Origin of the sequence: Sporotomaculum syntrophicum, from assembly GCF_009932395.1 — a bacterium.
GTDB classification, from domain to species: Bacteria; Bacillota; Desulfotomaculia; order Desulfotomaculales; family Desulfallaceae; genus Sporotomaculum; species Sporotomaculum syntrophicum.
Map to the genome: position 1 here is coordinate 111,396 of NZ_LSRS01000006.1, position 17,116 is coordinate 128,511.

The 17,116-nt window shown below is 48.7% G+C and carries 13 protein-coding genes and 1 riboswitch; of the genes, 8 read left to right on the forward strand and 5 right to left on the reverse strand.

Going from position 1 to position 17,116, the window contains the following annotated elements; translation table 11 throughout:
- Positions 1 to 5 precede the first annotated feature (5 nt).
- The 3 genes from addB to SPSYN_RS13035 all read left to right on the forward strand — a co-directional run bounded on the left by addB (position 6) and on the right by SPSYN_RS13035 (position 8,367).
- Positions 6 to 3,620, forward strand: a complete 3,615-nt coding sequence (addB, locus tag SPSYN_RS13025) for a helicase-exonuclease AddAB subunit AddB (RefSeq protein WP_161822926.1) — start codon at positions 6 to 8, stop codon at positions 3,618 to 3,620.
- Entirely contained in the window at positions 3,613 to 7,590 is a 3,978-nt protein-coding gene (locus tag SPSYN_RS13030; RefSeq protein WP_161822927.1) for a UvrD-helicase domain-containing protein, read from the forward strand. The genes addB and SPSYN_RS13030 overlap by 8 nt, the downstream gene beginning before the upstream one ends.
- Positions 7,591 to 7,659: 69 nt before the next feature.
- Positions 7,660 to 8,367 carry a metal-dependent hydrolase gene (locus tag SPSYN_RS13035; RefSeq protein WP_243153055.1) on the forward strand — a complete coding sequence of 236 codons (708 nt, stop codon included), beginning with the start codon at positions 7,660 to 7,662 and terminating at the stop codon, positions 8,365 to 8,367.
- Between the two features lie 170 nt (positions 8,368 to 8,537).
- On the opposite strand, the gene SPSYN_RS13040 is transcribed toward SPSYN_RS13035, so the two are convergent.
- From SPSYN_RS13040 to SPSYN_RS13055, 4 genes are all read right to left on the reverse strand, one after another.
- Complete coding sequence (locus tag SPSYN_RS13040; protein ID WP_161822929.1) at positions 8,538 to 9,119, reverse strand: hypothetical protein; 582 nt, start codon at positions 9,117 to 9,119, stop codon at positions 8,538 to 8,540.
- A gap of 185 nt (positions 9,120 to 9,304) precedes the next feature.
- Positions 9,305 to 11,521 (reverse strand): DNA translocase FtsK, encoded by a 2,217-nt coding sequence (locus SPSYN_RS13045; protein ID WP_161822979.1) that lies wholly within the window; start codon positions 11,519 to 11,521, stop codon positions 9,305 to 9,307.
- Between the two features lie 295 nt (positions 11,522 to 11,816).
- Positions 11,817 to 12,608: a prolipoprotein diacylglyceryl transferase gene (gene lgt, locus SPSYN_RS13050; protein ID WP_161822930.1), complete on the reverse strand. Its 792-nt coding sequence runs from the start codon at positions 12,606 to 12,608 to the stop codon at positions 11,817 to 11,819.
- 119 nt (positions 12,609 to 12,727) lie between these two features.
- Positions 12,728 to 12,985, reverse strand: a complete 258-nt coding sequence (locus SPSYN_RS13055) for a DUF1294 domain-containing protein (protein WP_341478888.1) — start codon at positions 12,983 to 12,985, stop codon at positions 12,728 to 12,730.
- Positions 12,986 to 13,207: 222 nt separating this feature from the next.
- Here SPSYN_RS13055 and SPSYN_RS13060 point away from each other — a divergent pair, with 222 nt between their 5' ends.
- The 3 genes from SPSYN_RS13060 to SPSYN_RS13070 all read left to right on the forward strand — a co-directional run bounded on the left by SPSYN_RS13060 (position 13,208) and on the right by SPSYN_RS13070 (position 15,249).
- Entirely contained in the window at positions 13,208 to 13,945 is a 738-nt protein-coding gene (locus SPSYN_RS13060; protein WP_161822931.1) for an energy-coupling factor ABC transporter ATP-binding protein, read from the forward strand.
- 136 nt (positions 13,946 to 14,081) lie between these two features.
- Positions 14,082 to 14,189: riboswitch (TPP riboswitch) on the forward strand.
- Positions 14,190 to 14,261: 72 nt separating this feature from the next.
- Positions 14,262 to 14,909, forward strand: coding sequence for a thiamine diphosphokinase (locus SPSYN_RS13065; protein ID WP_161822932.1), 648 nt, complete (start codon positions 14,262 to 14,264; stop codon positions 14,907 to 14,909).
- Between the two features lie 40 nt (positions 14,910 to 14,949).
- Positions 14,950 to 15,249 carry a thiamine-binding protein gene (locus SPSYN_RS13070; RefSeq protein WP_161822933.1) on the forward strand — a complete coding sequence of 100 codons (300 nt, stop codon included), beginning with the start codon at positions 14,950 to 14,952 and terminating at the stop codon, positions 15,247 to 15,249.
- Between the two features lie 177 nt (positions 15,250 to 15,426).
- On the opposite strand, the gene SPSYN_RS13075 is transcribed toward SPSYN_RS13070, so the two are convergent.
- On the reverse strand, positions 15,427 to 15,870 hold the full coding sequence (locus tag SPSYN_RS13075) for a YaiI/YqxD family protein (protein ID WP_161822934.1): 444 nt from the start codon (positions 15,868 to 15,870) through the stop codon (positions 15,427 to 15,429).
- A gap of 197 nt (positions 15,871 to 16,067) precedes the next feature.
- Between SPSYN_RS13075 and SPSYN_RS13080 the strand changes: the two genes are divergently transcribed.
- Both SPSYN_RS13080 and SPSYN_RS13085 read left to right on the forward strand, forming a co-directional pair.
- The gene (locus tag SPSYN_RS13080; RefSeq protein WP_161822935.1) at positions 16,068 to 16,607 is read left to right on the forward strand and encodes a hypothetical protein; all 540 of its coding nucleotides are present in this window, start codon (positions 16,068 to 16,070) and stop codon (positions 16,605 to 16,607) included.
- 156 nt (positions 16,608 to 16,763) lie between these two features.
- The gene (locus tag SPSYN_RS13085) at positions 16,764 to 17,069 is read left to right on the forward strand and encodes a zinc-ribbon domain containing protein (RefSeq protein WP_161822936.1); all 306 of its coding nucleotides are present in this window, start codon (positions 16,764 to 16,766) and stop codon (positions 17,067 to 17,069) included.
- Positions 17,070 to 17,116 lie beyond the last annotated feature (47 nt).

Here is a 17,116-nt window from a genome sequence, read left to right on the forward strand (position 1 = left end):
GTTAGTTGTATTTGAGGTTGATTATAGGTCGTGCGGGAGCAGGTAAAACAACTGCCTGTTTACAAGAAATCGGACGGGAGCTTGAACGTAAGCCGCTGGGTACACCTTTAATTTTACTGGTGCCCGAACAGGCTTCCTTTCAAATCGAGCACGCTTTAACCCGCGTTACGTCTGTGGGTGGTTTTATGCGGGCTCAGGTCCTGGGCTTTAACCGTTTGGCCCACCGACTGCTTCAGGAGGAGGGCGGGGTACTTCGGCTGCCCTTGGGGGAAATGGGTAAGCGGATGATTTTACGGCGGCTATTGGAAAAGAAACTGGATGAACTGCGTGTATTTGGACGGGCAGCCAGGCTTCCCGGATTTGTGGACAAACTGGCCCGGGCGCTGAGAGAACTAAAAGCATATCGGTTGACTGCAGAAGAGCTGGAACACTGTCTAACCGGGCTTGAACAAGCAGGAGAAACAGGGCAGCTGCTGGATAAATTACGTGATTTACAACTGATTTTGACTGAATTTACATACTTTTTACAGGATCGCTTTATTGACCCTGATGATTATCTAACCCTTGCGGCAGAAAAAATAGTTCATTCCCAATGGCTCAGTCAGGCAAATATTTGGGTCGATGGTTTCACAGGTTTTACACCACAGGAATATACAGTGCTCGAAGCACTACTGCGCCATACAACTGGTATTAGCTTAACTTTGTGTATTGACCCCGGCTCAGCTGGACGGGTATTAACGGAGACCGAGCCCTTTTATCCGGTATGGGAAACATACAACATTTTAGTGAACATGGCCCAAAAGGTAGGTTTACCTGTTAAGCTGTGGCATATTGCAGAAAATGAAAATCTCCCCAGGTTCCTATCACCACAGCTGGCTTATTTGGAGAGTGCTTTCTTTGATTACAGGACAATGATTAAGCCGGGTAAAGAAGCAAGAATAGCATGTACAGCAAGGCAGAAAACAGCTCTAGCCCCAGCTGCTACCGGTGCGGAGCCTGTTTTAAAAACGGAAGAATGCAGCGCAGGTGCTGCTCAAGGCATCAAAGTGATAGCTGCAGCAGACCGCCGGGCAGAAGTGGAGGGTATGGCCAGGGAAATCATTAATCTGTGCCGTAGCCGGGGCTTCCGCTGGCGGGAGATTGTGGTGCTGTTGCGGGATGTCGATTTGTACAGTGAGTTAATTGAAGCAATTTTTAACGATTATGGAATTCCTTTTTTTCTGGATCACAAGCGCACGGTATTGCAGCATCCCCTGGTAGAACTGATCCGGGCTGCACTGGAAACAGTAACTGAGAACTGGGCTTTCGATCCAATATTCCGTTACCTGAAAACCGACCTTGTCCCGGTGAGCCGGGAGGAAGTCGATTTGCTGGAAAACTATGTTTTGGAGCATGGGATTCGAGGCAGCCGCTGGTACGATAACCAGCCATGGTCGTATCACCGCCGGTTAACTTTGGAAGATGATGATGAAATATCAGCGCAGGTTATACAAACTTTGACGCAAATCAACTGTATCCGGGATGTTGCCGTGGCTGCTCTGGCCCATTTCTACCGGGTTATCCAGGCTGGCGTGACAGTGGCGGATTATACCGAGGCGTTGTATGGGCTGTTGGAACAACTTGAGGTGCCAAAACAGCTAGAACACTGGGCTACTCAAGCTAGTGAAGAAGGCCGGCTGGAGGAAGCCCGGAAGCATGAGCAAATTTGGGGGGATCTGGTAACGCTGCTGGATGAAGTGGTAGAGGCTTTAGGCGAGGAGGGGCTAGCTTTAAACCAGTACACTGTTATTCTAGATGCCGGCCTTGCCGCCCTGCGCCTGGGTCTGATTCCTCCGGGGCTTGATCAGGTGGTGGTGGGCTCGCTGGACCGCTCCCGCAGTCCCCAGGTTAGAGCTGCGTTCCTTCCTGGCTTAAATGACGGGGTGTTGCCTGCCCGGCTAACCGAAGAAGGTATATTTACCGAAATTGAACGTGAACGTTTGTTGGACAGCGGTCTGCCACTGGCTCCGGGCGTTCGGCGCAGGGTTTTCGACGAGCAATTTATTGTTTATCAAGCACTTACCCGGGCATCTGAACAGTTGGTGCTTTCCTATCCACTGGCTGACGGGGAAGGGCGGGCGCTGCGACCTTCGCCCGTGGTGCACCGGGTGCGCGAAATTTTCCCCGACCTGGTCGAGGGTTTATGGCTGCAGGAACCGGGTGCGGAACAGGTCACTGACCTGGACTTTGTTGCTCGGCCAGGACGGTGCTTGACCTACCTTGCCGGCCGTTTGCGTGATGCTGGGGCCGGACGTGAAATTAATCCGCTGTGGTGGGACGTATATAACTGGTTTGTACGTAACAAGAAGGATGATCCCTTGTTTGCCCGGGTGGTCGGAAGCTTATTTTACCGCAACCGGGAAGAACGTTTGCCCCGTGCTTTAAGCCGGCAGTTGTACGGACAGCCTTTTAAGACCGGGGTATCCGGTTTGGAGAAATTCCGTTCCTGTCCCTTTGCTCATTTTTTGTCCAACGGTTTGCGGTTAAAAGACCGGGCAGTGTTCCGGCTGCAAGCGCCGGGCACTGGACAGTTTTTTCACGCCGCACTCAAGCTGTTTGCCCAGCGGCTGCAGGCAGAGGGATTGGATTGGGGAAAAGTGGAAGCTGACCGGTGCCGCGAACTGGCTGGTGAGGTAGTGGATACACTAGCTCCGCGCCTGCAAAGTGAAATATTGCTAAGCTCTGCCCGGCACTTTTACTTAACGGGCAGATTAAAACGCATTGTGCAGCGTTCGGCACTGGTGCTGGCTGAGCATGCTCGGCGCGGGCGCTTCCGCCCTGTGGGACTGGAACTGGCCTTTGGTCCCGGGGGTGATTTACCAGGCGTAATATTTACTCTATCCGGCGGCGGGGAAATGCTGCTTACCGGTCGTATAGACCGCCTGGATGCGGCGCAAACTGAAGAAGGTAATCTGTACCTGAGGGTGATTGATTACAAATCCGGAGCGACCACCATCAATCTGAGTGATATTTGGCATGGTCTCAATCTGCAACTGCTTACCTATTTAGAGGTGGCGCTGGAGTATTCCCAACAGCTGCTGGGCAGCCAGGGCTTACCCGGTGCCGTATTGTATTTCCGTATAGCCGAGCCGCTACTGCAAACGGATGGCACGCCGCTGCAGAGTGATGAAACCGAACAGCTGCTACTTAAAGAGTTGAAAATGAAAGGCTTGCTGTTGGCCGAGTCTGACTTGGTAAGATTGATGGACAGTATGGCCGGGATAGCCCCGGACATTTTACCTGTGAGTATTAAAAAGGACGGCAGCTTTGCCGCTCGCTCCTCAGTACTGGATCGGGAACAGTTTGCTATGCTGAGGGCTTACCTGAGGCAGCAGCTGATCAGCGCGGGAGAGGATATTCTGGCCGGAGTTAAAGAGATCAGTCCCTACCGGCAGGGGGAGTTTCGCTATTGCCGCTATTGCTCCTATAAACCGGTATGCCAGTTCGACCTGCTGTTGCCTGATAATTCTTTTAGAATTATCACACCGGAAAAAGACGCCCTTATTTGGCTGCGTATCCAACAACATTTGGAGGCAAATGGAGACTTGGTAATAGAAAGGCGGGCGGATGATAATGACTGAAACTTGGACTCCAGAGCAGATAAATGCAATTACCAGCCGGGATGACCGGCTATTGGTAGCGGCGGCGGCCGGGGCCGGTAAAACTGCTGTACTGGTGGAGCGCATTATCAGGCGAATTACCGACCATGCAGACCCGGTGGATGTGGATCGCTTGCTGGTGGTTACTTTTACCAATGCGGCGGCTGCGGAAATGCGGGAGCGTATTGGCCAAGCCATTAACCGTGCTTTGGAAAGAGAGCCGGGCTCAGTGCTCCTGCACCGCCAGCTAGCCCTGCTGCAGCGGGCCAGCATCAGCACTCTGCACTCTTTTTGTCTGGAACTAGTCCGGCAGCATTTTTATCAACTGGAACTGGACCCGGCGTTCCGGGTAGCTGATGATGCTGAAGCTGCTTTGATTCAGCTGGATGCACTGGAGGAGGTTTTTGAGAACCGGTTTGCTGCGGAGGAACAGTCTTTCCTGGCCTTGGCAGATTGTTATGGCGGGCAACAGGATGACACGGGCTTGCAGGAACTGGTGCTGGAGTTGTATAAATTTTCCCGCAGCACTCCCCAGCCCGGAGCATGGCTAAGCCGGCTGCCGGAGTGGTTTAACCTGCCCGAGGAGACTGCAGTTGATGATTTGCCCTGGTTTATAATAATAAAAGAAAGTATTCAAAACGAACTGAACGGTGTGCGGGACATGTTAAAACAGGCCATGCAAATAGCCGGTTGCTCAGGAGGGCCACAGCCCTACCTGGTGGCCCTGGAGGAGGACATACTGCTGCTTGATGATTTAGTTAAGGCCTGTGCCGTTGGCTGGGATAAGCTTTACCGGCAGTTTAACGCAATAGTGTTTAGTAAACTGGCTAATTGTAAAAAGGGGACTGCTGATGAAGACTTGAAAAAAACCGTTCAGAAGTTGCGCAATACAGCCAAAGAACGGATACAAAAAATACGCAGGCGCTATTTTAACCGTCCCGCTGAGATGCTGCTGAATGAACTACGGCAAATGACCCCGCTCATGGGTACACTGGCCGGGTTGGTGGGGCAGTTTGCCGTTCAATACCAGCAGGCTAAAAAGGCTCGCGGAGTGGTTGATTTCAGTGACCTGGAGCATTATGCACTGCAAATTTTGCAGGAGATGCCCGCTGCTGCAGGCGGCGGTGGTTCTGTGGAAACTGACAGTACCACCTCTGGTGACATACGCCCCTCCACTGTGGCCTTAGAACTGCGGGGGCGTTTTGCTGAGGTGCTGGTAGACGAGTACCAGGACATTAATGCCGTGCAGGAAACTATTTTAAGCCTGCTGGCTGGTTCTGGCGGTCGGAGCGACCCCTGTTTGTTTATGGTAGGTGATGTTAAGCAAAGCATTTACCGGTTCCGGCTATCCGAGCCTGGCTTGTTCATGCACAAGTATCAACGCTTTGCCGCCGCCGACGGTGAGGGAAGACTGATCACCCTGACGCGCAACTATCGCAGCCATCAGAGTGTGGTAGATGGAGTTAATTATATATTTCGACAGATCATGAGCTTTGCAGTGGGAGAAATGGATTACAATACCCGGGACGAGCTGGTTTGTGCTGCAGAGTACCCTGCCAGTCCCGGAGCGGCTGAAGAGAATGCCGTAGTAATTGATGTTGACACAGGTGGTTTCGTTAGACAGGCCAGCCGACTAAAAGGGAGTGCAATTACGGGTGAAGCTGTGGAATTGCACTTGATTGACTTATCGGCCGGGCAGGGAGCGATTCCCGGTGCGGATGAGAATGATTCAACTGCAGATGAGGAAGATGTGTCAAACCAGGGCACCGAGCCCGAGGAGGATTTGGATGCCCTGCAGCTCGAGGCACGCATTGTGGCCCGGCAAATTATCCGGCTATTTGAAGAGGGCTTTCAAGTTTATGACAATCGGGAGGGGCAAAAGGGGTACCGCCGGCTGACCTACCGGGATGTGGTTGTACTGCTCAGAGCAACCATTGGACGGGCAAATGTATTTGTTGAAGAGTTCGGCAGGTTAGGCATACCTGCCTATGCTGAGCTTAATACAGGATATTTTGAAGCCACTGAGGTTGAAACCATGCTGGCACTGCTAAAAATTATTGATAACCCGCGTCAGGATGTACCGCTAGCAGCAGTGCTGCGCTCGCCTCTGGCGGGTTTTGACTCGGAGGCTTTAGCTCAAATAAGGCTGTACGGCGGACCGGGAGATTTTTATGATGCTGTGGTCCTGAGTACTATGAAAGGCCCGGAGGAACTGGCCGGGCCGCTGACGCAGTTTCTTAAAAGATTGGAACGCTGGCGTACTATGGCCCGCAGGTGCAGCTTAGCAGAGCTTGTTTGGTCCTTGTACCGGGAAACTGGTTACTATGATTTTGTGGGTGGTTTGCCGGGAGGCAGCCAGCGCCAGGCTAATTTGCGGGCACTTTACAGCCGGGTTCGGCAGTACGAAGCTACCGCTTATCGCGGTTTATTTCGCTTCATGCGTTTTATTGAGCGTATCCGGGACAACAGCGGTGATATGGGTGCGGCTCGTTCCCTGGGGGAAAGTGAAAATGTAGTGCGCATTATGAGTATTCATAAGAGCAAGGGATTGGAATTCCCGGTAGTGATTGTGGCCGGGCTGGGCAAAAGGTTCAACCTTAAGGATTTAAATAAAAGTGTATTGATGCACAGAAATCTGGGGCTTGGTCCCCAGCTTGTGGATACTAAGCAGCGCGTTGCCTACCCTACGGTAGCTAAGCTGGCGGTGCGTGATAAGCTGCGAGCAGAGACACTTGCCGAGGAGATGCGAGTGCTATATGTGGCTATGACCAGGGCACGGGAAAAATTGATTTTAGTTGGTGGGGTACGCCGGTTGCGGGATTGCTCCACCCAGTGGTGTGCCGCTGTGGGGCAAACCCAGATACAGTTGCCGGCCTGGCTGACCTCCGGAGCCAGGCACTGTCTGGACTGGCTTGGCCCGGCGCTTGCCAGGCACCGCGACGGTGCTCCGCTGCGAGAACTGGCTGGTGCTGTTACACCGTCTGTGCCGCTTGAAGACCCGGCAATGGCCAATAACGGAGCGCTGCCCGGGGGAGCTGCTGTTTGGGGTGATTCTTCGAGCTGGCGTTTGTTTATCTGGGATAGCACCATCCGGCAGCAGCAGGCTGATGCGTTGCCTTCTGCTACTTATATGGAGCAGCTGCGCCGGCTTGAGCCGGTATCCGAAGCTAGCCCGCTGGCCAAGCAGGTGGAGTCCCGTTTGAACTGGCGCTACCCGTATCAGCTTTACCAGAGCCTGCCGGCCAGGGCTACCGTTACCGATCTAAAATATATGACTCAGCTGCTGGCTGATACAGCTGGCGATGTGCAACAGCAGCCAAGCATGGATTTTCAGCGCAGCCTGGCTTCCAGGCCGCTGTTTATGCAAAAAAAATCCAAGCTAACAGCTGCTGAGCGGGGGCAAGCCCTGCACCTGGTGATGCAGTTGCTGGACTTAAAGGGTAACCTTGAGACAGACGGGATAAGCGAGCAGATAGACCTGATGGTGGAGCAGGAAAAGCTCAGTCGGGACCAGGCTGCAGTGGTGCAGCCTGAGACAGTGGCTCGTTTTTGGAGCAGTAGCCTGGGACAAAGGATATTGCAGAGTAGCCAGGTTTATCGTGAGCTACCCTTTACGCTAGCACTACCCATAAAGCAGGTCTACCCTGAGGTGACGGGAAGTGGTTCAAGTGATGAAACCGTGCTGGTGCAGGGGATTATTGACTGCCTGGCGGACGAGAAGGAAGGTCTGCTATTGGTAGATTATAAAACCGACCGATATACACCAGACACACTGCTTCAGACAGCCTCGCGTTACTATAGTCAACTTGCTCTGTATATCAGAGCAGCTGAGCGGATCACCGGACGCGGAGTCACAGCTGCCTATTTTTACATGTTTTATGGTGGAGATACCCTGACTTACAAAAATGAGGAAGTACTGGGGCGAGTTATCAATTTTAACAAATTAATCTAATTAGGTGCAGGATTGCACAAGTTTGTACAGAAATACTTCATATAAATCAAACATTTTTGAATGAAGGAGATGTGTAAATTGCCCCATAGTGTAAAATGGCTTGGACACTCCGCGTGTCAAATAACCAGTGCCAGCGGCTGCGTAATTTTAATTGATCCATGGATTACCGATAATCCAAGTTGCCCGGTTAGTAAGGAAGATATCGGCAAAGTAGATATTATTCTATTAACCCATGACCACTTTGACCATATGGGAACGGATATACCGTATTTGGTAAACGGTACTAATGCAGTGGTAATAGCTCAGCCGGAATTAGCTGATGTCCTGCAGGAAAGCGGGGTAAGCGCTGAAAATATTATTTTCGGTATGGGTATGAATATAGGCGGTCAGGTGGAAGTAGCCGGTGTTAAAATTACTATGACCCAGGCATTTCATTCCGGCACGGCGGGTAGTGCCGTTGGTTTTATTATTATTCTTGAAGACGGCAAGACCATATACCACGCAGGTGATACAGGTATTTTTGCCGGCATGGAGTTGCTAGGGAAGATTTATCCTATCGACCTGGCTCTTTTGCCCATCGGCAGTGTATTTGTCATGGATCCACTGCAGGCCGCTTATAGCTTGACTTTGCTTAAACCGGACAAGGTGATACCAATCCATTATAAAACTTTCCCCATTTTAGTACAGGATGCAAGTGAGTTTATAGAATTGGCCGGGGATAAAGCTCCCGAGGTGCAAGTGGAAGCTTTGGAGCCAGGCCAGGAGTTATTACTATAATTTCTAACAGCAATTAACCGGTAGTGAAATACTTGCTTCCCTGGAAAATACATAACCTCCGGTCAGCAGATATGTAGTTACTACTCAGGGATAATAATGCTAAGCTTCCGGTGAACTAGACTGTATCAAGAAAAAGATTTAAGAACCCGGTCTAGTTTGGCTGGGTTCTTTTATTCGCTTGCTTCAATTATATGCAGCGGTATCGCTTGAACTTCTCGATAGCGGGATTCCTCCTCCACAAAATCTCGGATGCGCGTGTCTTGCAGCATCACTTGCCAGGCGGCAGCTACAGTTTTGATGAATGTGTTTTGTAACGGCAGGTTATCGGTGATTAGCGGGCAGCCGTAGGGAGTGTCCAGCGTTTCATATATTAGCCATAGATTACCGTCCCGCTGGAGGTGAGGTGTCAGGGGGAAAAAACGGCAGGCGAGAGGCCGTGCCTTCCGAGGGCATGAACCTGTGCAGCGCACAAAATACACCGGAGTGGGCCAGGATGCCGGGAATAATTGTTCTATGGGATCCTGAGCCTCCCAAATAAGCCAACTTTCCCTGTGGTTGAACATAACTTCTTCTCCCGGGAATAAATATATGCCCAGGTCATTATCTCTGCCTGGTTGACAACATGCACGACCGCAAAGGGCGCCGCAGTCTTCCCGCAGCGGCGTGGACTCAGCGGTAAGGTAATAAAGATATTGGTAATCCTTTGGTGTAAGTATTGTGCCGGGTGTATTACGAATTATGGCATTGAACACTCTAGCAAATTCTCCCTTAAGTGCAAACATTGTAATATGCTCGCTGCGCCAAAAACGGAACGTCATCGTTACAGGTATATCCCCAATAGAATCTACGGGTGGGTCTTAAGCCTAACCCGTACGGAACCTTCCCTATGGCGTGGCGTACCTTAAATTAAGTTGTAGTATTAGCTACCTCGAATGATTTATGATACTGCAGTTTTAACCTCTTGAGACGCCTCCTGGCTTTCAAAAACCTGATGGTACATTTCCATCGTCATCAGTACTGCACGAGGCTTACTGCCTTCAAAGCCACCTACAATGCCACGCTGTTCCATGATATCCACCAGCCTGGCAGCCCGGGAATAACCGATGTGCAAGCGGCGCTGCAGCATAGAGATCGAAGCAGTGCCGCTTTCAATGAATATTTTGGCAGCCTGGGGCAATAAATCATCATTATCCTCAAATGATACCGCATCACCCTCAGGATGTGCTTCGAGCACTGCATCATTGTAAACCGGGCGCGCCTGGTCCTTGAGAAAGTCCACCAGGTTTTCCACATCTTTATCTGAAATGAACGCACCCTGAACCCGTACCGGCTTGGCTGCACCCACCGGGTAAAACAGCATGTCCCCTTTACCCAGTAGTTTTTCTGCTCCGCCCATATCCAAGATGGTGCGAGAGTCGGTCTGGCTGGAGACCGCAAAGGAGATTCGGGAGGGTATGTTGGCTTTGATCAGGCCGGTGATTACATCCACCGAAGGGCGCTGGGTGGCTACTACCAGGTGAATGCCTGCTGCCCTGGCCATTTGGGCCAAACGGCAAATGGCATCTTCTACATCTGCCGGTGCCACCATCATTAAATCAGCCAGTTCATCAATAATAACTACGATATAAGGAAGTGGGGTTTGTCCCGGCTCCTGCTCAAATTCTCCGAACAAGGCATTATATCGTGTGATGTCCCGTACTCCTGCTGCCGCAAATAGGTCGTAACGGGTCTCCATTTCCCGTACTGCCCAGCGCAATGCTCCGGCAGCTTTTTTGGCATTAGTGACTACTGGGCTGACCAGGTGGGGGATGCCGTTATAGTTGGTTAATTCTACCATTTTTGGATCCACCATTAAAAATTTAACCTCACCCGGGGTGGCTTTGTAAAGGATACTGCAGATTATAGTGTTCACGCACACACTCTTGCCCGAGCCTGTAGCGCCAGCAATCAGCAGGTGTGGCATTTTGGCCAGGTCTGCGGTCACTGCCGCTCCTGCGATATCTTTGCCCAATGCGATAGTCAACCGGGAACTTGAGCCGGCAAATGTTTTATCCTCCAGCAATTCACGCAGTGCTACGGAGGCGGTTTCACCGTTGGGCACTTCAATGCCTACCGCTGCTTTGCCTGGTATGGGGGCTTCAATGCGTACTCCAGCGGATGCCATACCTAGTGCTATATCGTCCGCTAAGCCCACTATTTTACTTACTTTGACACCCGGTGGCGGCTGCAATTCATATCTGGTAATGGAAGGACCTACGGATACATGAGTAACCCTGGCCTTGATGCCAAAACTGTCCAGGATTTGTTCCAGTACTTTAATACGTTGATTAACGTCCCGGCCGGCCTGGTAATCTGCCACGTTTGGCAGGGGAGACAGCAGACTGAGCGGTGGCAGGAGATATTCCTGGCCTTCGGCCTGTGTTTTAGACTGCAGAGCGGGTACGTCATCAGAATGTCCGCCGGGTGAAGCTTCCGGAGACAGCAAGGTTTCAGATACCGCAGCTTCAAGCGTATCGTTATTGTTAGTTTGTTCAGCCAGGGTACTGGAAGACCGGGAAAGATCAATAATCGGCGGTGTGAACTCTCTGACCAGTCCCTTTTCATCTGCAGTCTGTGCAGTATCATCGACTTCGGTAAATAAAAAATTAATAATCATGTTGCTTAACCCGGTCGCCATGGCTTTAATCCTGAACCAGCTTTTTAATACCAGTTCCCTGAGTGATCCTTCAGTGCAAAGGGTTAGACCTACTAAAATAAACAACACGATAAAAACATATGTACCTATGGTGCCAAAACAGTATTTTAACACGTAACTTAAAATGGCTCCGGATAACCCGCCGCCCTGGCCTGCCAATCCGGCGCTAAATGAATCAGGCATGGGTATGTGCCGGTGCAGGAATATTTGCAGACTGCCGAAAAGAAATAGTAGTCCCCAAAAACGGCTGTTTACCCGCCACCGGTTGCGGCTCATCAGTTTCAAGCCAATCGGTATCATTAGCAGCAATAGCACCACATAGCCCGACCCGGCCAGCGTTTGCATACCTTTTTTAATTAGTAATCCAACTGTACCAATGGAGCCTACGGTACTTGTAAACAAGCCGGCTATGCCAATTAATGATAAGGCAATAAGAGTAAGTCCGGCTATATCCAGCATAATGCCGGGGCCGACTTTGGCTGGCTCAGGTTTGTTTTTTGCTGATTTTGTCAAAACCGGCTCCTCCTTTGGTGCATTATCGAGGAATATCTACTTATGAAGCTTACCATAAAATGGTCAACGGGGCAAGTAAAGTAGCGTAGTGTGGTTAATCAGCTGTAATCCAAAAGTGAGGGTAAAAATTATTGCATATAATTTTTACATAAAATAATGGCTACTATTAGTTTTTTTGCAGGATATTGACGAAGCATGTCGAAATATATATTTGTTCATTAGTTACCCCTAATTGATATACTTATTTTTTCGTTTTAAATCCCGCTTGGGATTTTTTTTTGCTTTGACGCAGCATAGATATACCCACCGTACCAATAATAATTAAAGTTACGCTAACTAACTGGGCTACTCGAAATGGGCCGAGCATAAGACTGTCGGTGCGCAATGCTTCTATAAAGAAACGCCCGGTTGAGTAAAGTATCAGGTATAAAAAGGCAATCTCTCCATCTGTTTTTTTTCGTGGCCATCTCCAGGTTAGGATGGCAAATACCATAAGATCCCACATCGATTCGTAAAGAAATGTGGGATGGTAATACTGACCTTCGATAAACATTTGATTTTTTATTAAGGCGGGAAAATGACTAATGAACTGCTCTGTTACCTGTCTGCCATGGGCTTCCTGGTTGATAAAGTTACCCCAGCGCCCGATGGCCTGTCCTAATATTAAACTAGGCGCAAAAATATCGGCGGTAAGCCAGGGAGAAAGCTTATTCCGGCGTACATAAAACAATCCGGCCAATAGCCCACCAATAATGCCGCCATGAATGGCAAGCCCGCCATGCCAGATGGCCAGCACTTCCAGCGGCTCAAGCCGGTAGTTTTCCCAAGTAAACAATACATAATAAAGCCGGGCACCGATAATGGAAGCCGGTATAATTAGGATAACCATATTCAGTATGTGGTTTGGGTCGATCTTGTTTTGCTGTGCCTTGCGGTAGGCCAGCCATATTCCCAGCATGAAGGCGGTGGCTATAATTACACCGTACCAGCGAATTGCTAGCGGGCCGAATTGCACGGCGATGGGATTAATCATCAAATAAGCCTCCAACTAAATTTTTTCGTGTATTTTATCATAATGAAGCAAAAAAGGATAATTTGCGGCCAAAATTAAATCACTGGGTAAGACCAGCGACTTTTGTAAATATTTTTATTTTATAAATAAGCATGGCTATAATAATAAAGTAAAATCTGCACCAGCATTAGAACTGGTATGCCGATGGTAAATTGCAGGTGCTTGGTCTTATGATGCCAGATGTACATGCCCACTAGTGAACCGACGGTTCCTCCAGCTAAGGCAATTAAAAAAAGAATTTTTTCTGAAACGCGGTAAAGTTGATGCCGGGCGCAGTGCTTATCCCAGCCGAAAAGAATAAATGCTATTATGTTGATAACCAGCAAGTATGTATTCAAGATATATCACCTTAATTACTAATTAGTCATTCCCTGGATATTTCCTTTTAACAGAATTAAAGTAAACAATGCATTTTGGCACATAACCATTTGGGTAGTCCGCTTGCCAGGTTGAATCTTATATGGCATACTGATAATAATTATGCAGGTAAATAATGGTGGTGGAAAACCTGTTAGAGTAAACATGATATAGCTGTATAAATAAGGGAGAAATTATTCTTTATGATAAGATTAAAAGACATTGTTTTAGTAAGGGATAAAAAGACTATTTTGCAAGTAAAAGACTTCCATTTGGCTGAAGGGGAGCGTTTGGCGGTGATTGGCCCTAACGGGTCGGGCAAAAGCACTTTAGTAAAGGTGCTTGCGTTGCTGGAACCCCCTACATCCGGAGAAGTTTTTTTCCGTGGGGAGAAGGTAACGAGCAAGAACAACCTGGCTATTCGAAGACGTATGGCCGTTGTATTTCAGGAACCGCTGCTGCTTAATATCACGGTGTTTAATAACGTGGCCCAAGGTATGCGTTTCCGGGGTATAGATGCAGAGGAGATACAGCGACGGGTAGAGTATTGGCTTGACCGGTTTGGTATAACGGCTTTGCGTAATCGCAAGCCTCTAAATTTGTCGGGAGGCGAGGCGCAGCGAGTTAGCCTGGCGCGGGCCTTTGCTTTGGAGCCGGAGGTTATCTTTATGGACGAACCTTTTTCGGCATTGGATTTCTACACCCGGATGGAACTTTTGGAGAGCCTGGGCGCACGCTTGGCTGAAACAGGTGCTACTACTGTTTTCGTAACTCATGATATTAATGAAATTCCTTATTTAACTGATAATGTGGCGGCAATAGACGGGGGCATGATTGCTTATAAAGGCAGATTAGATAGCTTGCTTGCGGGTGAAGTCGCAACCCCGTCGGTACAGCGACTGTTGCAACCATTTAAAAAGAGTATGCTGCACCTATTATAGCACTTAGCATGCATGCATCATATTCACTACATAGTAAGTCTGCCGTCTCTAAAAATCTGCTGCTTCAGGTCATACCCGGTTTTGTAAGTAATCTTTATTGACTGCAAGATATAATCATATATAATAGAGAAAATAGAATAATATCTAGGGGAGCTCATTATATGTGCTGAGAAAGGGCTGTAAGCACCTGACCCATGAACCTGATCGGGGTAATGCCCGCGTAGGGAAGGTATAACGGAAATATAAGCGCACCTGACCTGCAGGGTGCGTCTTTTATTTCTTCATAATAAAACTTAAAGCGGATGAAGGTGAGTTAATGCGATGTGTAATATTAACCGGTGGTACAGTAGCTAATGCACAGTGGCTAGCCGGCATGCTTGCTCAAGCTGACCGGCTGATTTGTGTGGACAGCGGGGCTGAGCATGCTGCTGCTTTGGGATTTGTTCCTCAAGCTATTGTTGGGGATATGGATTCTGTCGACCGCTCCGTATTGACCAATTTTCGCCGGCAGGGGGTGGAAATTAAGGAATACCCAACCGAGAAAAATGACACGGACACTGCCCTGGGTTTGGCTGCGGCGCTGGCCTATGCTCCTGATGAAGTTATCATCCTGGGGGCTACAGGCACTCGATTTGACCATACTCTGGCAAATGTACACCTGTTGCGAGTCGCTTTGGAGCATCATGTTTCGGCCAGGATTATCAATGAGTACAATGAAATTAGCCTGGTTGCACCGCAGCAGCCCGGCTTAGTTGAGGGTTTACCAGGAGATGTATTCTCATTGTTGCCGCTAACTGAAAAAGTTATCGGCGTGTGTGTACAGGGTGCCTATTGGCCTTTACAGAATGCTGTATTTACCATTGGCAATCCGTATGGTGTTAGCAACCGGCTGGCAGGGGATGTTGCAAGCATTACCATTGCCTCAGGATTAATGTTGTTGATTAAAGTGACTAATCCTGCTTAAATACCGGTTTAGCTGGCGTAAATGAAAGGAACTGTTACATATGCCCGTGATTAATGTTAGTTTTCAAGTTTTGCCCCAGGTGCCTGATGGGGATATTTATAAAGTTGTAGATAAAGCCATTGAAGTGGTGCAGCAATCAGGTGTTCCTTATGAGGTGGGTCCTATGGAAACTACCATGGAAGGTGAGCTGGATGAACTGCTGGAGATAGTAAAAAGGGCTCAGCAAGCCTGCGTTGACGCGGGGGCAAGCAGGGTGGTCACATTAGTTAAAATTGATTATAAGCCTGAAGGAGTAACTATGGCGGAAAAAGTAGCCAAGTACAGGCTATGCCTCGACTAAACCGGTTTAGCGGACCGGTCAATACAGGTGGCAGAATATGGCCTGCGAACTTACTCCCCGGCTTGCGAAGGTGTGTATGCACTTGACGGTAAGCCTGCCTAGACCGCGATGCGCTGCATTATTAACTGACCCCGCTTTTCTGGCTTTGAAAAAGAAGATTATGCTAGCTTTACAGGTTTAGTGATAAATCGCTTTTTTAATCAGCATCCGCAAGTTAGCGGCAAACCGTTCATCATCCTCCGGCGTGCGCTTGCGCGGTCCCCTGGTGTGTCTGCCGCCACGGCGCAGCTTAGCTTTGGTTTCCCTTTCCTCCAGCAGAAACACAATCGTTTCTTCATGAAATACTTTGCCTATTGGTGATAGAGCTGCAGCTCCCTTACCCAGCACCATAGCGGCCAGGCCACCATCCTGAGTTATTACAATATCGCCCTTAATGGTCATATTCATGACAGCTAAATCGGTTTCCTGGGAAGCATTACCCACAGTGGTATGGTGAGCGGAACTAATATTGTGGTTGAAGCTGGAAATGGTGTGCAGGTCGATTTGGTATTCCGTAGCCAAACGCGAACATATGAGCAGCGCATTTTTGGGGCAAGCATCCGCATCAACTATAATTTTCATGTTCCAAGTCTTTCTTATCTCCTCATGTTTATTTAATGGTTTTTTTTCACTATAGCATATAAATATTTTTTTAAAAAGATATTGAAATTATCACTTAATTATTATAAAAGATGTAATTATTTTATTCAAAATGGAAGGAAAAGGCAAATTTATATAGAATAGGAAATTATTATAAACATAACGAGGGGGGATTGGCTGTGCTAGTAGAAGGGGCAATGATTTTGACCTGGCTGGGTGCGGGCGCGGCAGTAGGTTCACTTACAACCTACCGTCTGGTCAATGGTGCGATGAGCCAAGAGAGAGAAGAAAAATTACGCAATAGTATCGTAGAAAACGAAGCATTGAGCCGGACCAACAGTATCTACCGGGAACGCATAGAACAGTTGGAAAATGCTTTGTTTAGCAATGATAAATACTTGGAAATGGCCAGAGAGATTGAGCGGCTGAGCGCTGATAATTTTAAGCTTCGAGGCAGGCTCAGAGATTTGGCCTGTCTGGTAGAGGCAGAAAAGAAGAAAACTGCCTGGGAACGTGTTGAACGTCTGGAAAAATCCATATTGGATATGCGCCGCCGCTTGGACCACGAACATTACCGCCAGGAGGTAGTTTACCCCGCTGAATTTATGCCGGCAAGAACTGAAATTGCCGTAACAGCTATGGAACCAACTCCAGTTGAACAGCCAGGCTCAGAAAAACCTAAAAAATGGGCATCAATACTGAGAGCTAGAAAAATATAAAAGTGCTTATTGTAATTTAGCTTGTTTTCTCATATTATAGTATTAGGTGCTCATGGAATTGTTTGCGGTGTTTGTCTTTCCTCTTATGAATAGGCGAAGCAACTGTTAAATGTTCCATCGGGTAACAATAATTCATAAGGGGGACAATTTCAGGGTATGGTTTTTTCGGATAAGAATCTGGTTTGTAAAGACTGCGGTGAAGAGTTTGTATTTACAGCTGGCGAGCAGGAGTTTTTTGCTGAAAAGGGCTTCGAAAATGCTCCATCCCGCTGCCCGGAATGCCGTAGGGCACGTCGCCAGAATAATAACTTCCGTGCTGGTGGTGCCAGGGAAAGGCAGATGTACGAAGTAGTTTGTGATGAGTGTGGTGCTATGACCAGCGTTCCTTTCAAACCAAACGGCAGCAGGCCAGTATATTGCAAAGATTGTTACCAGTCCAAACGGTCGAGTTCCTGGGCATAAGTCGTTTATGTATTGGGCAAAGGCTATTTAGTTTAAATAACCGGCAG

Excerpts from the sequence above, each read along its gene's own strand:
- SPSYN_RS13030 (WP_161822927.1), top strand. The coding sequence starts at position 3,613 with ATGACTGAAACTTGGACTCCAGAGCAGATAAATGCAATTACCAGCCGG.
- SPSYN_RS13035 (WP_243153055.1), top strand. The coding sequence starts at position 7,660 with ATGTGTAAATTGCCCCATAGTGTAAAATGGCTTGGACACTCCGCGTGT.
- SPSYN_RS13045 (WP_161822979.1), bottom strand. The coding sequence starts at position 11,521 with ATGCTGGATATAGCCGGACTTACTCTTATTGCCTTATCATTAATTGGC.
- lgt (WP_161822930.1), bottom strand. The coding sequence starts at position 12,608 with ATGATTAATCCCATCGCCGTGCAATTCGGCCCGCTAGCAATTCGCTGG.
- SPSYN_RS13060 (WP_161822931.1), top strand. The coding sequence starts at position 13,208 with ATGATAAGATTAAAAGACATTGTTTTAGTAAGGGATAAAAAGACTATT.
- SPSYN_RS13065 (WP_161822932.1), top strand. The coding sequence starts at position 14,262 with ATGCGATGTGTAATATTAACCGGTGGTACAGTAGCTAATGCACAGTGG.
- SPSYN_RS13070 (WP_161822933.1), top strand. The coding sequence starts at position 14,950 with ATGCCCGTGATTAATGTTAGTTTTCAAGTTTTGCCCCAGGTGCCTGAT.
- SPSYN_RS13075 (WP_161822934.1), bottom strand. The coding sequence starts at position 15,870 with ATGAAAATTATAGTTGATGCGGATGCTTGCCCCAAAAATGCGCTGCTC.
- SPSYN_RS13085 (WP_161822936.1), top strand. The coding sequence starts at position 16,764 with ATGGTTTTTTCGGATAAGAATCTGGTTTGTAAAGACTGCGGTGAAGAG.